Source organism: Bacillus sp. FSL R12-0074 (assembly GCF_038005725.1).
GTDB classification, from domain to species: domain Bacteria; phylum Bacillota; class Bacilli; order Bacillales; family Bacillaceae_G; genus Bacillus_A; species Bacillus_A mycoides.
Window position 1 is genome coordinate 3,019,329 of sequence record NZ_JBBOTR010000001.1, and the last position, 20,483, is coordinate 3,039,811.

Genomic DNA, 20,483 nt, shown 5'->3' on the forward strand with positions numbered 1-20,483 from the left:
TTACTGTGCCTTACTCGGCTATTGTGTTACTGGGACTGGACTTACACCCGATCTCTGCGTTTTTAAATCAAAATATGCATCCAAAACCTCTTTACCAATTGCAGAATTAATACCTGATTTATCATTATTTACCCATGGCACAACAACAGAAAAAGCAACTTCCGGATCAGCATCATATGGCGCATACCCGGCGAGAGTTAAATTATAACATTTTTTTCGATAGTTGTTTTCATCTCTTCCAATATCACTTTCTCCACCGTACACTGTTTCTGCTGTCCCTGTTTTCCCAGCCGGTTTATAAGGTAATCCTTTAAAAGTTCCAGCACCGGTCCCATCTACCTCTTGGAAAACTCTTCTAAACCCTTCTTTCACATGATTTATATATGAAAGATCCATATCCACTCGATTTAACACGACTGGTTCCATCGATTGCATAACTTTCCCGACTTCCTCTGGTCTATTCGGTTGCTCTCTAATTTCTTGTACAATTTGTGGTTTCATTCGGTAACCACCATTTGCAATCGTTGACATATATTGCGCAAGCTGAAGCGGCGTATATGTATCATATTGTCCAATGGCGTAGTCAAGTAAAAAACCAGGTATATTATCTGTTCTACCCATTTGACCAATCGATTCATTTGGAAGGTCAATACCGGTTGGTACACCTAAACCAAATTGTCTAAAGTAATAGCGCATTTTATTGAATGTTTCTTGCCTAATATCTAACGGATTGTTTGGTACATAATCAATCCCCGCAATCTTTAACGCCGTATTAAACATGTAGACATTGGATGAAACTTGCAATGCTCTTAAATCATCAATATCTCCAAAGTCTTTCCACGATTTCTTCGGCTTCGAACTTCCTTTAAAGTACATTGGTGCATCAAAGAAATGCGTATATGGCTTAATCGCTTCTGTTTGATATCCCGCTAATACCGTAGCTCCTTTCACCGTTGATCCTAACTCGTAAGAACTTATCATCGTTCCTAAAGCGTAGTCTTCTATTTGCATCCCGCCATCTTTATTTACAATTTTCTTTCCTGCTAATGATAGAATTTGACCATTTTTTGGATTCATCATAACGACGAATGCACGATCCATCATCGGTTCAGAAGAATGAAATGCCCTTAAATTCCTTTCAAGACTTTCCTCCACCTTTTTCTGTAAATCCATATCAACTGTTAACATTAAATTATTTCCACTTTTTCCTTTTGTCACTTTTTCAGTCCGAATAATATTTCCAGCTTTATCCGTAATATTTTTAGACTGTTCTTTCGTTCCATGTAACACATCTTCGTATTGTTTTTCGATGTAACTCTTACCAATACGATCATTTCGGTTATAATCTCGCACTAAATAATAGTCTAATTGCTCCCTTGGTAATCCCTCATTCTCAGTAGAAACACTACCAAGTACAGAACGTAGTATTTTGTCATTTGGATATTCGCGCTCCCAATCCACAGTCGTATCTACGCCTGGCAAGCTCGATAATCTTTCACTCACTACTGCATATTCATTTTGACTTACATCTTTTTTGACGATTTGTGGCGTCATTTTATATCCCGCATTCATTTTGCTTTTAATTGCTAGTACTTCTATATCCTCTTTCGAAAGCTCGTTTAATTCTTCTTGTGTAATTCTTTCTCGTCTCAACTCTTCTACTTTCTTATCTAAGTCTTTCCCTTCTATTTCCTGTTTCCTAAATTTACTCTCATCTTCTTTCGTTATTTTTGTTGCTGCACGTTTTTCATTTAACTGCATCCAAAAGTCTTTTTTATCTGTCTCTGTTAACTTGTCCATATCTTCTTGCGGCATTTCAATTAGCTGTGCTAAATTTCTTGCCACTATTAAAACCTCTTTTGAGTCCACTCCTTTCATCTTCGTATATGTAACAGTTCGTAACGGTTTATTATTTACAATAACTTTCCCTTCCCGGTCAAACATCTTCCCTCTCGGAACTGGAGTACTCACCGTTACATCTTCCTTTTTATTCACTTCATTTCGATACGTTTCTCCGTCAATGATTTGTACTTTACCTAATTGAATAATAATAGCTGAAAATAAAAGAAAAACGATAAAAAATAGTACATTTAACCGAAACGGAATATGAGTCTTTTTCTTTTTCGACTGTTTCTGTTTCTCCTTTTTCTGTCTCATTTTGCTCCCTCGCTTCATTCTATTAACATTTCTACGCATGAACCATTATGTATTAAATTTATTTATATGCTATATATAGAATTTTATATTAATTACAAAAGAAATAAAAGATTTAATTTTCAGTTTTTGATTTTCTCATCCTATTTATTACCATTCCCCTTATACGCAATAACATGAATATAATTCATACAAAAAAACTGAGGTGGACATCATTCACCTCAGTTTCTTTACGAAAACAAAAACTTATTTAATCGAAGATAACCCTTTGGCAAATTCACCAATCTTATTTTGAAAAACAAAATCAAAATTGTATTCTTGCCCTGTTAACTCTTCATTTACTAAAATTGTTGTTGCACCTACTTCTCTCTTTGCGATTTCTGGGAATGAAGCGACAGGTTGCACTTTTAATGACGTTCCCATTACGAGAAGTACATCTGTTTCATATAAACGTTTTATTGCATTTTGATATTGTGGCAGTGTATCTCCGTATAACACAACATCTGGGTTTAGAATGAAATTACACTTCCCGCAACGCGGTACTTCATGATCAATCATATATTGTAAATCATATCCCGTTTTACACTTCGGACAATGTGCAGTTTGAAGTGTTCCATGTAAATCAATTACATGTTTACTACCACCTACTTGATGCAAACCATCAATATTTTGCGTTAAAATCGTTATGTCTTTCCCTTGTTCTTCTAGCTCCGCTAAAAAGCGATGCCCTCGATTTGGTTTATATTGATGAAACGTATTAATTTGAAAGATTTCTTTATAATGCTTCCAAAACTCTTTCGGATTTCTATTATAATAGCCTCTCGACAAATACATCTCTACATTCGCATCAGCATATAATCCATTTGCTGAACGAAAATCTGGGATACCACTTTCCGTACTTGCACCAGCCCCTGTTAACACTGTAATTTTCTTTGCTTTTTCTAATATCGAACGTACTTCCTCATATTGCACAAAAATCACCTCTATGTATATTCCTAAACTTATTATACCAGTTGTTTACAGTAGGTGTTGTACAATTCATTTTACTTACTTCATTGCATGAATTAACCCCCAACTTTTTTTGGTGTAATTAAAATTTCAAAGATAACTACTGTTCAATTAAAATACAGTTATTTAATTTTAATTCCGCAAACTGGCATAAAACCTTTCGAAAATTCAAACCAGCTTTAAGAATAATTGTTTATCTTATAAATTCACAACTGATTATGTTATGGAGAATGTAGTCGGCCTTGCTAGGAAACACAAAGAATGTATCGTTTAACTTCCCTACTGGTATATCTGCCGTTGTTACTCCTAGAGATGCAATTGGCAACTTACATAGCCCGGATACTATTAAATCGCGTGAGAAAGTGTTAGGTACTTTTCCAAACCATACTGCTACATGGACTAGTCCTACTCCTGAAAGGATACTTGATTTAATTGCAAATCCAAAACCAAACCAATTTAATGGTGTAAGAAAGTTATCTTGGGATCAACCATCCTACACTATCACTTCTCATATTGCAAAGGATGGTAGAGAGTTTATTCATCCGCAAGAAAATAGAAGGTTAACCGTTCGAGAATGCTTAAGATTAATGAGTGTTCCAGATACATACGTTATTCCGCCTCATATACCATTAAGTCAACAATATACACTTGTTGGTAATGGCCATAGCATTCTTAGTAGCTAAAGCACTCTCACAATCAATTCTGGATTGTTTAGAGGTAGATTCAGTGAAAGGTGTGTCTAATGAGCAAATGACGATTTTTCAATTCATTTAGAAAGCAGCCAGAAGGCTGCTTTTCTTCATCGATGGGCTTAGATAGTTATGGACTACTGGGAGCCTCTTAAGTTATACTTGTATAATATTAAAAATTAATAAGGGGTAATATTAACATTATGAAAGAAAAAAACGAACTTGTTCAAAGTATTCCTCAAACAGGATTTTTTGGGCATCCAAAAGGATTATTCTCTTTATTCTTCACTGAGTTTTGGGAAAGGTTTTCTCATTACGGAATGAGAGCTATTTTACTGTATTATATGTACTATTCGGTCGCAAAAGGTGGATTAGGAATTGAACAATCTACCGCAACCTCGATAATGGCAATTTACGGTTCCTTACTGTTCATGTCTAGTATTATCGGTGGATGGATATCGGATCGTTTATTTGGTCCAAGTAAAACCGTATTCTTTGGTGGCGTTTTAATTATGATTGGCCATCTTATTTTAGCTTTACCGGGTAGTAAAAGTGCGTTATTTATCTCTATGGTCTTCTTAGTTCTAGGAACAGGGTTGTTAAAGCCTAACATATCGAACATCGTAGGAAGTTTATACAGTGAAACAGATGCGCGTCGTGACTCAGGGTTCAGTATATTCTACATGGGTATTAACTTAGGTGCCTTACTTGCACCTTTAGTTGTCGGAACATTAGGTCAGCAATATAATTTCCACCTTGGTTTTGGAGTTGCGGCAATTGGTATGGCAATTGGGTTAGGGGTATTTGTTGGAACAAAACAGAAAAACCTTGGTCTAGTCGGTACGCAAGTACCTAATCCATTATCAGATTCGGAAAGAAAAAAGACTATTAAGTATTTCAGTGTTGGTCTGGTTGTATTAACATTGCTAGGTCTGGTTACAATTCCAACTGGGTTGTTAACTATAAATCGTTTTACATTCCTGATTAGTATCTTAGGGATTGTTATTCCAACCTATTATTTCATTTATATGTATCGTAGTCCTAAAACAACAAAAGTAGAGCAATCTCGTCTTCTTGCGTATATACCACTCTTTATTGCAGCTACAATATTTTGGTCTATACAAGAACAAGGTGCTATTATCTTAGCGACATACGCGGATCAACGAACTCAATTACAGTTCAATGGAATTACATTGCATTCCGCTTGGTTCCAATCATTAAGTCCAATCTTTATCGTAACGCTTGCCCCGATTTTTGCATGGGTTTGGATAAAGTTAGGCAAGAAGCAGCCTTCAACGGCAAAAAAATTCGCTATTGGATTGCTATTTGCAGGTTTATCATTCTTAGTTATGATTATTCCGGCTTTAATCAACGGTACTCACTCTTTAGTGAATCCTATGTGGTTAGTCCTTAGCTTCTTTTTAATTGTAATTGGAGAAGTTTGTTTATCTCCTTCAGGGTTATCAATAACGACGAAGCTGGCTCCAGCTGCTTTCTCTTCGCAAACCATGAGCTTATGGTTCTTATCAACTGCGTCTGCGCAAGCAATAAATGCCCAAGTTGTTAAACTGTATAATCCTGCAACAGAAGCAATTTACTTTGGTATTATTGGTGCTATCTCCATTTTAGTTAGCATCCTGCTGTTTACATTATCATCAAAAATCCAAAATTTCATGAAGGGACTTCAATAACGGTCTCTTATTGAAATGAACAAATACAAGTTTCTATGTGAAGAGTAGCCAAATGGGTTACTCTTTTTTGTAAAAGTTAGATAAATATCGCATTCTTACCGTACTTATATTTAAATTTATCAGTTTTGAAAAATCATAGTACAATTAACAATTCTGATGATTATCTCTTACCCAGTTATACTTTACTAATGGCAAAAATTCACTCTGTTTGTTTTACATAAAAATGGTGTGATATTTTTATCACACCATTTTAAAATCATTACTTTGTATGTCTTTGAGTTTATCAGAACTTAACTTTTTATCCATTCATATAGACGAAAATTCTACATCATTAAGAAACTATTTAAAAAGTTCCCTTTTATTTGGAACAATTCCATATTTGTTAGAATACTCCCATTGCAACCTTTCCCTTTATATTCTATACTGCATCTTCAATTACAAAATACAAACACACAAAGAGGGCTGCATCAGCCCTCTTTAATCAACATGCTTTTTACTTAATGCGTCGCACCGCCGCACGCTACAATATCTACTTCCACTTCCGTCGCTACCTCAATTGCCAATTCTATCCCTTTACTAATCGTAGAAAGTGACATACTCGGTTGACCTGGATAGTTACTCGCTTGCTCTGGTAAGAACGGAATATGAATAAATCCGCCTTTTATTTTCTTATCATGTTTTTCTAGTTCGTGCATGAGACCATAGAATAAATGATTACAAACGAATGTACCTGCAGTTTGTGAAACTGATGACGGTATACCTTCTTCGCGAAGTTTTTTCACGATTGCTTTCATCGGAAGTGTAGACCAATACGCATTAGGTCCTTCTTCTACAACCGGCATATCCACCGGCTGATTTCCTTCATTATCAGCAATTCTTGCATCATCAATATTAATTGCTACACGCTCTATCGTAATATCTGGTCTGCCCCCAGCTTGTCCAATACATATAATCATTTCAGGCGACAACTCTTCTATATACTCTTTTAATACTCTTATTGATTTATGAAATACGGTTGGAACTTGTTTACTAATAATCTTGTACTCTCCGATTGTTTTTTCATGCAAACTTTTTGCGACTTCCCAAGCTGGGTTGATACTTTCTCCCCCGAACGGATCAAATCCTGTTACTAATACTGTTTTCATAGTTTCACTCTCCTAATTAGAAACGATATACAAGGCCGTACATAATAAACATATTTATAATAAAAATGGAAAGAGCAATTGGTACTTGTGCTTTAATGACTGCATTTTTATCTTTCAATTCTAAAAGCATCGCAGGTACGATATTAAAGTTTGCTGCCATTGGAGTAAGCAGCGTTCCGCAATATCCAGCAAACATACCGAGTGCTGCCATAATAGCTGGATTCCCTCCGTGCATTTGTACAATTAGAGGTAAGCCGATTCCGCCAGTGATTACTGCAAACGCTGCGAATGCATTCCCCATTACGACTGTAAATAGCATCATTCCTAAACAATACGCCATAACAGCAACGAATGGATACTCTGTCGGTAACACTTGTCCGACTAAATCTGAAACAACTTGACCAACGCCAGACTTCACGAAAATACCGCCAAGTGCCGCTAACATTTGTGGTAAAATAACTGCCCAACCGACAGCTTGTAATAACCTACTTCCTTCTTGAACAGGCGTTGTTATTTTGGATTTCGTAATACGCATCGCCGCAACGAATGCGAGTAATGCTCCTAGCGCTAATGCAACTAATGTTACTTTATCAGGATCAACAAGTGCGACATTTCCCCATTTAATTTTCCCTAACGTTAACGTACCGATTATCGTAAAAATAGGTATTAATATTGCAGGCATAAAAATTTTATTTTTTAATTTCGCAGCATGTTTCACACGTTCTTGTACTGGTACTTCTTTCTCCTGAGATTTTGTTACTTTATTCAATGAAGCTAAAACGACCATAGCGAGCACAATACAACCAACGTAAAACGAAGGGATTACATTTCCGAATATAAATGTAACTGCAAACAATGCCCAAAATAAACTAGAACCAAATTTATTTGGATGTTCACGATCAAATACAATACGAACAGCGATAAATGCAACGATTATACCTAATACATAATAAATTGTATCCATTGTTATGATGTTCATCTTATATAGCCTCCTTCTCTTGGTTTTCTTCTGCCTTCATTGTTTTCTCTATATACTTGTCAAACCTTCTAAACCTAATCCAGCTCACAATAAGTGCCGATATCGCAGTTGGAATGCCCCAAAGCGCCATATCCCATACACCGACATGCATACCTACTGAATCGAAGAACCCTTTCATTAATAAAATGGCACCAGTTGCGATAAAAATATCTTCTCCGAAAAACCAAGCTGTATTTTCCGCAGCTGCTGCATTTGCTTTTATCTTTTCTCTCAATTTTTCAGGGAGTTTACCATATTTACCTTGCGCAGCTCCTTCTGCCATTGGCGCAACAAGCGGTCTTACCGTTTGCGCATGACCACCAATATTTAGTCCAAGTGCTGCTGATGATTCTCTTATCGTAAAATATGACATTAATACTCTTCCAGTTGTTGCTCCTTTTGATTTTGTTATAAGTGCTTCTGCTCTTTCTTTTAAACCATAACGCTCTAAAATTCCGATTACCGGTAAAGTTAATATGATTGGCATAGACATATATCTGTTTTCTATGAAAAATTTGCCGAACATGCTGATCACATCATAAAAGCTTAAACCAGAAACCATACCAGTAACAATACCCGCAACCATTACTACTAACAGTGTATTTAGTCTAAATAAAAACCCAACTGCAACAAGTAGTATCCCAATTAATTTAATCAATTTTAACACTTCCTCTCATTTTTAATCCCGCTAGTTAAAGTTTCACTTTATTTGGTGCGCATATAGAAATGCCATTGAGTTTGAATGTTCTGTATATTTTTTCCGCAAATTGGACTGCTTTCTCTCCATCCCCGTGTAAACATATCGTTTGCGCTTGAACTGCTACTTTTCCTCCATTAACTGCTTCTACATACCCTTCCTTCACCATTTGAAGTACTTGTTTTATTGCTTCATCTTCATTTTTTATAAGAGCATTTTCTTCTGTACGGCTCGTTAAAGTTCCATCCTGCTTATACGTGCGATCAGCAAAAGCTTCTTGTACGAGAGTTATATTATATTTGTCTGTTGCCTTTATAAATGCCTCACTATTCGCTAATCCGTAAAGTAATAATCCAGGGTTAATATGATAAATTGCCTTTGCGATTGCATCCGCAATTTCCGAATCAGTTGCTGCCATATTATATAGTGCGCCGTGCGGTTTTACATGTTGCATTTTCCCTCCAGCAGCTTTAACAAATCCTTCTAATGCGCCAATTTGATATAAAACATAATCGTACACTTCACTTGCTGAAACTTGCATGTTCCTTCTCCCAAATCCAATTAAATCAGGAAATCCAGGATGTGCCCCTATTGCTACGTTATGCTGCAGAGCTTTTTCAACCGTTTGCCGCATAACGGCCGGATCACCCGCATGAAAACCACAAGCAACGTTTATAGAGGAAACGAACGGAAGAATTTCATCATCATTTCCCATTTTATAAGCTCCAAAACTTTCTCCTAAATCACAGTTTAAATCGATTGTAGTCACGATGTTTTCCTCCTAATCTCAGCTTCGTAAAGCGATGAATTTCTTTAATAGACTCATACTTGTTTCCTGTTCTATATATAATTGTGCAGCTTCTTCCATAGTTATTGTTTCAAAAGTTACATAGTCTCCTGGTTTCAGCTGCGCTAGAAGAGGTAAATCTACTGAAATTACATTTCCAATTCTCGGATAACCACCTGTCGTTTGCCTATCCGCCATTAATATAATAGGCTGTCCACCATTCGGTACTTGAATTGTTCCGAATGTAACTGGGCTCGATAAAATTTCTATCTCTTCAACTCTATTTAAAACATCTCCGTCAAGCCTATATCCCATGCGATCAGCATAATTGGATACTTTATACTCTTTCGAAAAAAACGACTTTATACTTTCTTCTGTAAATTGATCATATTCAAATTCTGTTATGACGCGAAGAATAGGCTGCTTCTTATATTTTGGTAAAGTATTGTTACAAATTGCCCACTTCGTTTTTATACGCTTTTCTTCTTGTAAATTTCGAATGAAACGACTCCCAACTTCTGCCCCTGTACCAATTTGAAAATAATCTCCTTTTTTCAGCATTCTCCCTTCAATACCGCCAAGAGCAGCACGTATGTAAGTACTTTTACTTCCCATCGTACGATCAATATTTATACCGCCCGCAAAAGTCACATACGCCCTGCAACCGCTTTTCGCTTTTCCGAGGCAAAGCATACTTCCTTCTTCAGCTAATATAGGGCGCCATAATGGAATACGTTCTCCATTTAACAACGGTTCCATATCCGCTCCACCAATCGCGAGCAATGTCGTTTTCTTTATTAACAATTTAGGTCCCATTATTGTAATTTCGAGTCCAGCCTCATTCTCTTCATTGCCTACTAACATATTAATCATCCTGAGTGCATTTTTATCCATAGCCCCGCCAACAGCTACACCGTATTGTTGATAATGAGATCGTCCTAAATCTTGGACTGTTGTAAACATTCCTGCATGCAAAACCTCTACATCCATTCTTTAGCCCCCTCAAGCGATACGTACTCTTCCTTTGTTATTGGTATAAATCGTAAATACATACCACTTTGAATATATGTTGGTGTTTCTTCTTTTGGATTAAATAGAGAAATAGGTGTTCGGCCGATAATATTCCAGCCTCCTGGTGTTTCAAGCGGATAAATACCCGTTTGATTTCCACCAATCCCTACTGAACCAGGAGCGATTTGTAACCGTGGTGTTTCTTTTCTAGGTGTTTCTAGTTCTTTTGATAATCCCCCTAAATAAGGGAATCCAGGTGTAAAACCTAACATGTACACGAAATATGTTGTTTCACTATGTATTCGAATAATATCCTCTACTTGTAAGCCTTGATAATGCGCAACTTCTTCTAAATCAGGTCCATATTCTCCCCCGTAACACACTGGTATAGAAATATGTTTCACATCTCGGTTCACTTCTTCTTTATAAGAATCACACAGCTCCCGTATATACTGGCAAACGTAATCATATGGTCTTATATTTCTATCATTTCCCTTCCATACTTCGTACAAATTGTAGTACACCGCTAATGAAGTAAACGACGGAACGCATTCAACCATTCCTGCAAATGGATGCCGCCTCAGCGCTTGAAATAACCGTTGCACTTTTTCATATATATCCATCCCAATTTCTTCACCAAATGCAACAATAATTGCTTGATCCCCTAACGCAGAAAATTTCATCCCACTCCCTCTTTCTATGCCAAAAAGCCGAGTTCTTTCGAAATGCGGTATGCTGTTTCTTTCACTTTCGCAGTAAAATATGAAATGTTACTTTCGCTATACTCAATTGCTAATCCCGAAATACTAATGCCGGCTACAACCGTTCCATCACTTGCAAAAATTGGTGCTGCTATAGCCGCTGTATGATTTTCTAATTCAGAATAACTAATTGTATATCCAGCTTGTTTTGCCATATATAACACTTCTAGTAAATGCTCCTTATTCACAATCGTTCCATCTGCAAACTGCTTTAAATCCGTTTCCTCTACGTACTTTCTTTTCTCTTCCTCAGAAAAATACGATAGTAAAATTCTCGGACATGCACCCGCATAAAGCGGTGCTCTTCTTCCAACCGCCGTATAAACACGTACTGGCTGAACTCCTTCCATCTTCTCAACGTAAATTGCGTCATTACCATCTTGAATAATTAAATTTACTGCTTGCCCTAAACTATCCCTAAGCTCTTTCATATAAGGAATCGCAATATTTCTTACGGATAACCTTTGGGAAACAAGTTGACCAAATCGTAAAAAAACGACTCCGAGACGATATTTGCCCTTTTCTGTTTTTTGTAAAAAGTCCATTTCTTCTAACGAACCAATTAAACGATAAACAGATGTTTTCGGCATATTCGTAAGCTGAACCATCTCTGTCAAACTTAGCTCCTCATGCTCATAAAACAACTCTAAAATATCCATTGTCTTAACTGCCGTTTTATTTATACTCATCCTATCTCCTTTTCGTTCCGAATTTCGGAACTTCAATTCCGTTTTTCGAAACAAACATATAATTTAAAATTATAAAATATTCTTTCAATTCTATCAATATATTTTTCGCAAACAAAAAAAGTATGGAAGAATATTTCTCCCATACTTTTTGTTTATAACGCTCTCACTTGTTTCAATGGCCAGAAAACAGCTTGTCCTTTTCCGACAATTTCATCTTCTGAAATAAATCCAAACATACGACCGTCTTTAGATACTTCACGATTATCTCCTAAAACAAACACTTGGCCCTCTGGCACTTTCGTTTTCCCTGTGATTTGTTCTAACGTAAAATCAGGAGTTAATACACGACCAGACGCCTTTTCTTTAAATTCTTTTAAATACGGTTCTTCCATCGCTTTTCCGTTTACATATAAAACATCATCTTTATACTCAACTGTATCACCTGGTAAACCAATTACTCGTTTTACTAAATCGTACCCTTCTTTTCCGTGGAAGACGATAACGTCGAAACGATCTAACCCGCTTATACTATAACCAATCTTATTCACGAGAACTCGCTCATTATTTTCTAAAGTTGGCATCATCGATTCACCTTGTACTAATGACGGCGTAAATAGCACCCCACGAACGATAAAGGCAATCGCAAGTGTAATACCTATCGTCTTAATCCATGAGATCAATTCTTTCTTCGTATTTGTCTTCATCGTCTCTCCTCTTTCTTAAATACTTACTTTATTATTTCAACTAACTCTTGTACTAAATTTAGGTCAACCTCAGAAAAACATGACTTACCTTCTCTAACCGCTGTACCTACATGCGCCTGCGTAATTCCAGTTTCATCTAGCAATTGTTTTACATTCTTTTTCGTTACTCCGCTTCCGACAACAAGCTGTATATTCCCTTCACTTTCCTTTTGCATTGCTGCAAGAACCGGAATATTATCTACTACATTTCCTTGTCCGCCTGAAGTTAAAACGTGAGTAACTTTATTGAATTTCTTCAAAACTTTCATCGCTTCTACTGGATTTTCTGTATCATCTATCGCACGGTGATACGTTACATTTATTCCATCTACAACAGATAATAAATCTACTAATTTCTCTTCATCAACTTCATTTTGTTCATTTAACACACCTAATACAACACCAGCAGCTCCAAGATTTTGAGCAACTACAATATCTTCTTTCATCATTTCAATTTCTTCTTCCGTATATGTAAAAGACTTCGCATGCGGACGAATCATAACATGAACTGGTATTTGCACTGCTTCTACTGCTTTTTTTATAAAAGCATAGCTCGGTGTTAAACCACCTTCTGTATATGATGAAATGAGTTCAATTCGATTTCCACCAGCCTTTTCAATTCGCTTCACATCTTCTAAACAAGTTGCAATAACCTCTAGCATGAGATAACCTCTTTTCGTACTTTTTTCTTATTATACAGTAGGTGAAATAAGAAACATAGCATTCCACTATAAAACTATAAAAAGAAGAATGAAAAGAAAGATTTATTGAATTGATAATAAATATCATATATGTTATGTTTCCCTTAAAATTATACATTCTTATATCCTTATAAAAGGAAAAAAATATATGATTCTTACAAAAAAACGGTTCGTTATCTCTAGTTCATTTATTGTAATTGCATCACTTTGCGCGATTACTTTATTAACAAAACAAAATACAAAACTAGATTCCTCAACTTCAAGTATAGAAACAGAAACGATTACCCTTTCATCAAGCAATAAAGAAGAAACTCAAACCTTTCATTCATCTTCATTTAACAATACACATACATTCCGCGGGGACATGGGTACTGGCTTTGACTTTAGTGGCCAAGGTGACTTACATATTACGATTAAAAATACTGGTACAAACAGTTTTACCTATTCAATTAAATTCAAAGAAGATCGTTTAGTAAAACACACGTTACAGCCAAATGAAAGTGAATCCTTTCCTTTACGTTCACTCATCGCCAATCCTTTACCAGGTGAGTATTCATTATTTGCACATAATCAAGACGGTTCTGCAAGTAGTATGAATCTTGAGGTGCAGCCACAATAGAACAAAATAAAAAGGCTATCCTCTTATCAAAAGGATAGCCTTTTTATTTTGTAAAACGAGAATTCCCTCTTCTTTGAACAATGACATAATACATGGAATTATATCAACGATTCAACATAGAATACCAATTCACCGACAACGAAAAGCCTGTTCCTGAACGGAACAGACTTTATATTTCTTCATTACGACCGAAACGCCGCATCCGCCAGCATAGACAGTGTTGCATCATCCATCGGCGGATTGTGTAGTCCTGCTCTTACGTTTAAATAATAACGATGAAGCGGATTTTTTTCTGATAAACTTTTCGCCCCGACAATACGCATTGCTTTATCCACAATAGATATCGCCGCATTTGTTACCGCGTATTTCACTGCCGCAAGTTCGGCTTGCAATGATAATTTATCTTCTGCCTCATCGTATTTTTTCGCAATTTGATATAAAAAGACACGAGCTTGCATAAGCTCAAGTTCTAATTCTCCAACTAACCTTCTAACATTCGGTAATAAACTTATAGAATGATTTATACTGTTTGGCTTGTATGATACCACAAACTGAACTGCATAATTTCTTGCTGATTGTGCAATTCCTAAATAACATGCTGGTATATGTAGCAACCAGCCAATACCCTTAGCTTTAACTTTTGAACCCTTTATATCAGTGAAAAAGCGATCTGGTATCTCTACATTTTGTAAAACGAGATCATGGCTCGCAGTTCCTCGCATTGCGATGCTATCCCACGTTTCTTCAATTGTCACGCCTTGCGTATTCTTTGGAATGACAAACTCTCCGATATCTTCCTGGCCTTCAATACTTGCTGAAATGATAAAATAATCAAGTACTGGTGCCATTGTCGTAAACGTTTTTCTTCCATTTATAATCCACTTCTCACCTTTTTTGACAGCTAACGTCTCTGGTTTCCCGCCGCGCGTAGGACTACCTGTATTCGGCTCTGTCGCTGCTCGATTAAAAAGCGCACCATTACGTACTTCTTCACAAAACCAAGTGAACATTTCCTCATTCCAAGAACGATTTTCAGCTAATTCCTTTACAATGCCAAGGTGCCATCCAATCGATAATGCGGTAGCACCGCAGCCTTCTGCTATTTTCTCTTGAAATAAAACGAAGTCATATAAAGAAATCGCATTGCCTCCCAATTCTTTTGGCAACGTTAATTTCGTATATCCGATATCTTTCAAATTATTAATATTTTCATACGGAAATGATCCTAATTCACTTAGTTGATGCTCCCTTTCCATGAACTTCGGAATCAATTTATTTATTTGTTCAATAACTAAAGATTGTTCTTCTGTTTCAACAAATGAGAGTGCCATACATAATCTCCTTTATGTCCGATTCATAAACCGTTCATTTTGTCATTATGATTATATGAAGTTACTTCTCTATTGTTTCACTATTCCGATAAAAATACAATGCTTTTGAACAATAAGAAAAGTTCCTATAAAAAAGATAGGTTCTTTTCTTATATTAATCCCCTTTCAATGCCTTTAATGGCAAAGAGGTTACATATCCAATATACGAGCATAATTCTTTAAAAAAGAAAGGGATTTCTGTATCTAACGTTTTATACGCTGACGTTGGAGTTGGTGATGCATACGCTTCAATTTTAATATGTTTTGCAATTTTCATTGCACGTTTCATATGAAGTGGATCACTCACAATCGTATATGTGCGTATTCCGTTCTCTATTCCAACTTGCTTTGCATTCTTTAAATTGTCCTCTGTGAAAAGGGATTTTGTTTCAATTAGAATATCCTCTTCTTTCACACCATGTTTCAGTGCATACACTCTAGCAGTACGCGCTTCCTCAAGCTCTGCCTCAAACTTTGTACCACCTGTGAAAATAATCTTTTTAATATTACCGTTCTTATATAAGGAAATTGCATGATTAATTCTTTCTTTAAATACAGGAGATGGTTTTCCGTTCCATGAAGCTGCTCCCAGCACGATACCAGCATCTGTCTTCACACCATCATCTGTTTTAAAGCGATAACTCCAAATATCGTAAGCTGCATAACTTACATATAAAATAATAGAACAAATCATAAGCAAGAATACTTGCAAGATTCTTCTTTTCTTACTTTTCTTATTTTCTTTCATTTATAACTGCCTCCGTACATCATCCATACTTCTATATAAAAACGTATATATCAAATCATTTTGTTTGAATTTGTTTAAAAGAAGGAATTTTTCTTATCATATATATTCATTAAAGGGTTTTCATTTAAAATTGAGGATTATCAATTCATTTTTCGTTTGCGGTTTTCATTACATTTGTGTAATTTATAAGTTTATTACCATACAACTACATTGTAACGAATTTTTTATCATAATGGAATGATGAAACAAAAGAAGTAACTGTTTTGTAAGAAAAAAGGTATATTTTTCATCTTGACGATCAATACACCTTTCTTAATATGAATTATCGTTTTTCTTTATATGACTCTAATTTTTCTAATAACCTTTCCTTTACAGCTGGCCATTCATTTGCAATTACACTGTATACAACTGCATCTCTAACATGTCCACTCGGTAATTTTCTTTCGTTTCTAAGTACACCCTCTTTTACTGCGCCGAGTCTTTCAATTGCTCTTTGTGCTTTTTCATTTCGTGCATCCGTCTTAATTTGTACCCTCCGCATATGCAACTTTTCAAAAGCATATTGTAATAACATGTACTTACATTCCGTATTCATACTCGTACGTTGCACACTTGGGTCATACCACGTTTTCCCTAATTCCACCGTCTTATCTTCAACTGAAATGTTATATAAGCGTGTACTCCCTACTATTTCATTTGTCTTTTGATCAACAACAACAAATGGCAAATCCTTCCCTGCCCCATAAGCTTTTATCGCCTTTTGAACATATTGCTGCATATCTTGAACAGTATCCATTTTAGAGATTAAATACGCCCAAATATCTCGATTTCCTTCCACGATTGAAAACATTTTTTCGACATCATTGCTATCCATTAACCGTAACTTTGCTCTTTCGTGAATAATTTCCATTTGTAAGCCCCCTTTGTTGTAACTATATCACACTCTATCACCGTTATATCCTTATATAAGAACATAAAATTATTTTTATATCAAAGAATAAAATATATCTTTAAAATAAAAAGTGCGATGCCTTTTATTCAAGCATCGCACTCATAAATTGAATTGAAATTTACTTCTTTTCCATTACTGCAAAATAATTATTTTCGCTATCTGCAAAATTAAATATTCTACCTGAAGGCATATTTACAATTTCTCCGACTGTAACGTTTTTGTTTACTAAATCACTATATAAACGATCGAATTCTTTTGAGAAGAACATTAAAGAAGGTGTGCCAAGATTTAACTCCGGCTGCATTTTAGCAATTAGCTCCTTATTATGGAGAATAATACTTGTTTCAGCTTCTTTAGTTGGAGCAATTTCAATCCATCGCATTCCTTGACCGTTATCTTCCTCTGAAATGACAATAAATCCTACTTTTTCTGTCCAGAATTCCTTCACTTCATCTTGGTTATTCACATATAACATGATTTGACCAACATTATTAATCATTTATTTTAACGCTCCTTTATAAACAATTTTTATTAAACTCCATACACTTATACCTAATTATCACCGAAAATAAAGTTGCGGTGCAAAAATCTATTTCAGCGACTCCAATCGCTCATTCAAACGATCCCAAGTTTCGGTGATACCTTGTAGCATGCCCATGTCCATAACGGTCTTAAGGGCTTCTTCGGAAACATATTCAGCACGGTTTATTAGCTTTGTCTTTCCACCTAAATCGATGAATTCCAATGTCATCTCGGTTGACGGCATAGAATCATTTACATTGCCTTCAGCATCTGAAAAGTAATCAGTGTAGACGATTTTCTCTGGCTCAATAATCTCTTTATAGACTGCTTTTCCCCATGATTCCATACCAAAAAATTGCTCCAAGTTCTGATTGACACACTTCATACAGTAGTGCCAAACGCCTCCCGGACGGAAGTCGACAGTGCATACTGGAATTTCCCAACCTCTTGGTCCCCACCAATGTTTCAAATGCTCTGGTTCTTTAAACATACTGAATACAAGATCACGCGGCGCATCGAAAACGCGCTCCAGTACTAATACCCGATCGTTCTCTACTCTTGATACCATTGTATTGTTTGACATTTTAATTCCTCCTTAAATATGAACTGATTTTATGACTTTTCCTTGTTTTGCAATTCCTTCAAATACTCATCTAAATTATCGAATCTCTCTTCCATCACACGCTTAAATGACTGCACCCAACAATCAAGTGCTTGGAAAGGCTCAGGTCGGAGCTTGTAAATCCGGCGATTAGCTTCAGCCTGCACTTCCACAATCCCTGTATCGCTTAACACTTTTAAATGTTTCGAAGTTTGTGGTTGCCTTAATCCCAAATGTTCGGCGATTTCCCCAACGGTTAAGGGACCGTCACGCAAGAGTTCAACGATATTCATACGATTCGGTTCAGATAAAGCGCTCAACGTCGTCATATTCACGCCCGGAATTTTCCCCGACATATCACTCACCTCGTTAAGTGATGGTCTCCGGTTATAACACATCAATATCATCACTAATATTATTTTCCTGTTGAATCGATTATAACCAAAGAGGAATATTCTCATCAAGGAATATTCGAAAACTAAAGTAATACCACATCGTTACTTAATAATAAGAATGGATTAAAAACATTTCACAAACCTATGTTTTACGATAAAGTGATGCTTTAGTCAGTGGGTTTTGGAACGATTTTCGCGAAGGCTTTGTTTTATTTGGTCCAAGAAAGCTTTAACACTTTTAATACTATTTAACGCTATAGTATTTTTTGTCATATTTTTATTTGATAGATTAGATGCTTTAGTCGGAGCTATAGCCATTGGAAAATAGGGAAATACAATAAACAAAATGAATATCTTAAACAGTTCGGCTTTATATCGAGCAATTTATTTTTATGGTTAATATTTTGGGTTTTTATTGGTATATTTATCGCTTCTATCTCTGTATGCTATAGTTACTTACTTCAAATCTAAACCTCTGCAAGATTAATGGAAAAAGTAATTAGTACCGCAAATGCAATGGTCCACGGCGCTATGTTTATTTCACCTACATTAGGTTCACTTTTAGCCCTATGGATAAAGTTTTTCTACTCGCAGGAGTTTTAATCACAAGTATTGGTATGATTATTTACTTAGCTCATACGTTATTTATGAAAAAACAGCTGGAGTTACTATAGAACATAATTAAAGTTATGCCATTTTCTGATTTGAATAATCGGAAAATGGCATAACTTCAGAAACTTAAGGCTACATTTTTAAAGCAACAAATAAGCAATCGGTGTAATAATAAGCAACGTTAAAATCGTTCTTTGCACATATAAAATAATAAGTTCAGATACTTTTAACGGAATATCTGTTGATAATATACAAGGAATTGAAGCGGAGAAAAACAAAATAGATGATACCGAAACAACCGCAATGACAAACTTTGTTACAAGTGGTGCACTTACAACTAAAAGAGAAGGTAAAAACATTTCTGCAATACCAACTGATACTGCTTTAGCAGCTAGGTCTGCTTCTGGTAATTGTAATAGCCACGTAAATGGATAGAAAATGTAACTTACCCAATCAAATATTGGCGTAAACTTTGCTAAGACGATACCAATTAATCCTACTGACATAATTGATGGTAAAATCCCCATCGTCATTATAAATCCGTCTTTTAAATTCACTGCGATATTTTTCATAATACTTGGCGCAGACTTCGATACTTCTAATGCATCTTCCCAAGCTCGCTCTAACATTTTCTCTTTATAAACGGGCTCTGGGAACCCTTCTTTCGTAATATATGTATCTGGTTTTCTACTAAGAGGCGGGATTCTTACGGTGATAGCGGTCACAATGAATGTTACAACAAGAGTAGTCCAAAAGTAAACATTCCATAAATGCATAATATCTAATGTTTTTGCGATGATGATCATAAATGTTGCGGATACTGTTGAAAAACCTGTTGCGATAATTGCTGCTTCTTTCGTCGTATACTTTCCTTCTTTGTAAACACGGTTCGTAATTAATAAGGCTAACGAATAGCTTCCTACAAAGGAAGCAACCGCATCAATTGCTGATCGCCCAGGTGTTTTCCATAACGGTCTCATAATTGGACGACAAAACGTGCCGATAAACTCAAGCAATCCGTACCCGACTAATAACGCTAAAAATGCTGAGCCAATTGGAACGAGTAAACTTACTGATATAACTAACTTCTCATACAAAAACGGTCCAACATCTGGCGCAAAGAACCATGCTGGTCCTACTTTCAAACAATATAATACGCCGAAAACAACACCTACTACTTTTAAAATAGAAAAACAAATGTCTACAATAGATGCATTCCATTTCTTCGTATAAAATGGATAAATCGCACCAATTATCATTACAAGCAGTGCATAATAAGGTACTACCGAAGGAACCGTAGCTCTTATCCACGATACGATATGATCAATCATAATAGACGAAGCACCGTTTATCGTAACAGGAACAAAAAACATAAACACACCAACTAGACTAGCAAGTATAAAGCGAAGTATAATCCCCTTCTCTCGCCCTGTCTTAATTACATTACTTTTTAATTCAATTTCATTCAAAATTAGACACCTCCTATTATCTAAATATTCTGTATAAAAACGTCGGATTCCTTCTTTTAATTCTGAATATTTAATCATACGAAAATGCCTATTTTGAAATA

General features: G+C 35.8%; 21 protein-coding genes. 3 read left to right on the forward strand and 18 right to left on the reverse strand.

What is annotated here, in order from left to right; all coding sequences use genetic code 11:
* Positions 1–18: 18 nt before the first annotated feature.
* On the reverse strand, positions 19–2,175 hold the full coding sequence (locus tag NSS97_RS15780; RefSeq protein ID WP_181295466.1) for a peptidoglycan D,D-transpeptidase FtsI family protein: 2,157 nt from the start codon (positions 2,173–2,175) through the stop codon (positions 19–21).
* 225 nt (positions 2,176–2,400) lie between these two features.
* Complete coding sequence (locus NSS97_RS15785) at positions 2,401–3,126, reverse strand: NAD-dependent protein deacylase (RefSeq protein ID WP_044443117.1); 726 nt, start codon at positions 3,124–3,126, stop codon at positions 2,401–2,403.
* A 278-nt stretch (positions 3,127–3,404) separates the two neighbouring features.
* Between NSS97_RS15785 and NSS97_RS15790 the strand changes: the two genes are divergently transcribed.
* A complete protein-coding gene (locus tag NSS97_RS15790) occupies positions 3,405–3,845 on the forward strand; it encodes a DNA cytosine methyltransferase (protein ID WP_234705775.1) in 441 nt (146 codons plus the stop codon).
* Between the two features lie 209 nt (positions 3,846–4,054).
* Positions 4,055–5,542, forward strand: coding sequence for an oligopeptide:H+ symporter (locus NSS97_RS15795; RefSeq protein ID WP_107886662.1), 1,488 nt, complete (start codon positions 4,055–4,057; stop codon positions 5,540–5,542).
* 497 nt (positions 5,543–6,039) lie between these two features.
* Here NSS97_RS15795 and pcp read toward each other — a convergent pair whose 3' ends face one another.
* The 9 genes from pcp to NSS97_RS15840 all read right to left on the reverse strand — a co-directional run bounded on the left by pcp (position 6,040) and on the right by NSS97_RS15840 (position 13,055).
* The gene (pcp, locus tag NSS97_RS15800; RefSeq protein WP_044443115.1) at positions 6,040–6,687 is read right to left on the reverse strand and encodes a pyroglutamyl-peptidase I; all 648 of its coding nucleotides are present in this window, start codon (positions 6,685–6,687) and stop codon (positions 6,040–6,042) included.
* Positions 6,688–6,703: 16 nt separating this feature from the next.
* Positions 6,704–7,666 (reverse strand): DUF979 domain-containing protein, encoded by a 963-nt coding sequence (locus tag NSS97_RS15805; protein ID WP_341113298.1) that lies wholly within the window; start codon positions 7,664–7,666, stop codon positions 6,704–6,706.
* 1 nt (position 7,667) lies between these two features.
* Positions 7,668–8,363 carry a DUF969 domain-containing protein gene (locus NSS97_RS15810; protein ID WP_116746641.1) on the reverse strand — a complete coding sequence of 232 codons (696 nt, stop codon included), beginning with the start codon at positions 8,361–8,363 and terminating at the stop codon, positions 7,668–7,670.
* Positions 8,364–8,397: 34 nt separating this feature from the next.
* On the reverse strand, positions 8,398–9,171 hold the full coding sequence (gene pxpA, locus NSS97_RS15815) for a 5-oxoprolinase subunit PxpA (RefSeq protein WP_341113301.1): 774 nt from the start codon (positions 9,169–9,171) through the stop codon (positions 8,398–8,400).
* 18 nt (positions 9,172–9,189) lie between these two features.
* Entirely contained in the window at positions 9,190–10,179 is a 990-nt protein-coding gene (locus NSS97_RS15820) for a 5-oxoprolinase subunit C family protein (RefSeq protein ID WP_341113304.1), read from the reverse strand.
* Complete coding sequence (gene pxpB, locus NSS97_RS15825; RefSeq protein ID WP_341113307.1) at positions 10,170–10,883, reverse strand: 5-oxoprolinase subunit PxpB; 714 nt, start codon at positions 10,881–10,883, stop codon at positions 10,170–10,172. Before pxpB ends, NSS97_RS15820 begins: the two co-directional genes overlap by 10 nt.
* Before the next feature lie 14 nt (positions 10,884–10,897).
* Positions 10,898–11,650, reverse strand: coding sequence for an IclR family transcriptional regulator (locus NSS97_RS15830; RefSeq protein ID WP_044443106.1), 753 nt, complete (start codon positions 11,648–11,650; stop codon positions 10,898–10,900).
* Positions 11,651–11,802: 152 nt separating this feature from the next.
* Positions 11,803–12,354, reverse strand: coding sequence for a signal peptidase I (gene lepB, locus NSS97_RS15835; protein WP_002084707.1), 552 nt, complete (start codon positions 12,352–12,354; stop codon positions 11,803–11,805).
* A 23-nt stretch (positions 12,355–12,377) separates the two neighbouring features.
* Positions 12,378–13,055, reverse strand: coding sequence for a copper homeostasis protein CutC (locus NSS97_RS15840; protein WP_341113312.1), 678 nt, complete (start codon positions 13,053–13,055; stop codon positions 12,378–12,380).
* A 187-nt stretch (positions 13,056–13,242) separates the two neighbouring features.
* Between NSS97_RS15840 and NSS97_RS15845 the strand changes: the two genes are divergently transcribed.
* Positions 13,243–13,713 (forward strand): hypothetical protein, encoded by a 471-nt coding sequence (locus NSS97_RS15845; protein ID WP_341113314.1) that lies wholly within the window; start codon positions 13,243–13,245, stop codon positions 13,711–13,713.
* Positions 13,714–13,895: 182 nt separating this feature from the next.
* On the opposite strand, the gene NSS97_RS15850 is transcribed toward NSS97_RS15845, so the two are convergent.
* The 7 genes from NSS97_RS15850 to NSS97_RS15880 all read right to left on the reverse strand — a co-directional run bounded on the left by NSS97_RS15850 (position 13,896) and on the right by NSS97_RS15880 (position 20,382).
* Positions 13,896–15,044: an acyl-CoA dehydrogenase family protein gene (locus tag NSS97_RS15850; protein ID WP_341113315.1), complete on the reverse strand. Its 1,149-nt coding sequence runs from the start codon at positions 15,042–15,044 to the stop codon at positions 13,896–13,898.
* Between the two features lie 154 nt (positions 15,045–15,198).
* The gene (locus tag NSS97_RS15855) at positions 15,199–15,831 is read right to left on the reverse strand and encodes a YdcF family protein (protein WP_002033016.1); all 633 of its coding nucleotides are present in this window, start codon (positions 15,829–15,831) and stop codon (positions 15,199–15,201) included.
* Positions 15,832–16,153: 322 nt separating this feature from the next.
* Complete coding sequence (locus NSS97_RS15860; protein ID WP_002185500.1) at positions 16,154–16,741, reverse strand: GNAT family N-acetyltransferase; 588 nt, start codon at positions 16,739–16,741, stop codon at positions 16,154–16,156.
* A gap of 160 nt (positions 16,742–16,901) precedes the next feature.
* Positions 16,902–17,282, reverse strand: a complete 381-nt coding sequence (locus NSS97_RS15865) for a VOC family protein (protein WP_002033018.1) — start codon at positions 17,280–17,282, stop codon at positions 16,902–16,904.
* A gap of 90 nt (positions 17,283–17,372) precedes the next feature.
* On the reverse strand, positions 17,373–17,888 hold the full coding sequence (locus NSS97_RS15870; protein ID WP_044443094.1) for an SRPBCC domain-containing protein: 516 nt from the start codon (positions 17,886–17,888) through the stop codon (positions 17,373–17,375).
* 29 nt (positions 17,889–17,917) lie between these two features.
* The gene (locus NSS97_RS15875) at positions 17,918–18,262 is read right to left on the reverse strand and encodes an ArsR/SmtB family transcription factor (RefSeq protein WP_000014568.1); all 345 of its coding nucleotides are present in this window, start codon (positions 18,260–18,262) and stop codon (positions 17,918–17,920) included.
* A 791-nt stretch (positions 18,263–19,053) separates the two neighbouring features.
* Positions 19,054–20,382: a YjiH family protein gene (locus tag NSS97_RS15880; RefSeq protein WP_044443091.1), complete on the reverse strand. Its 1,329-nt coding sequence runs from the start codon at positions 20,380–20,382 to the stop codon at positions 19,054–19,056.
* Positions 20,383–20,483 lie beyond the last annotated feature (101 nt).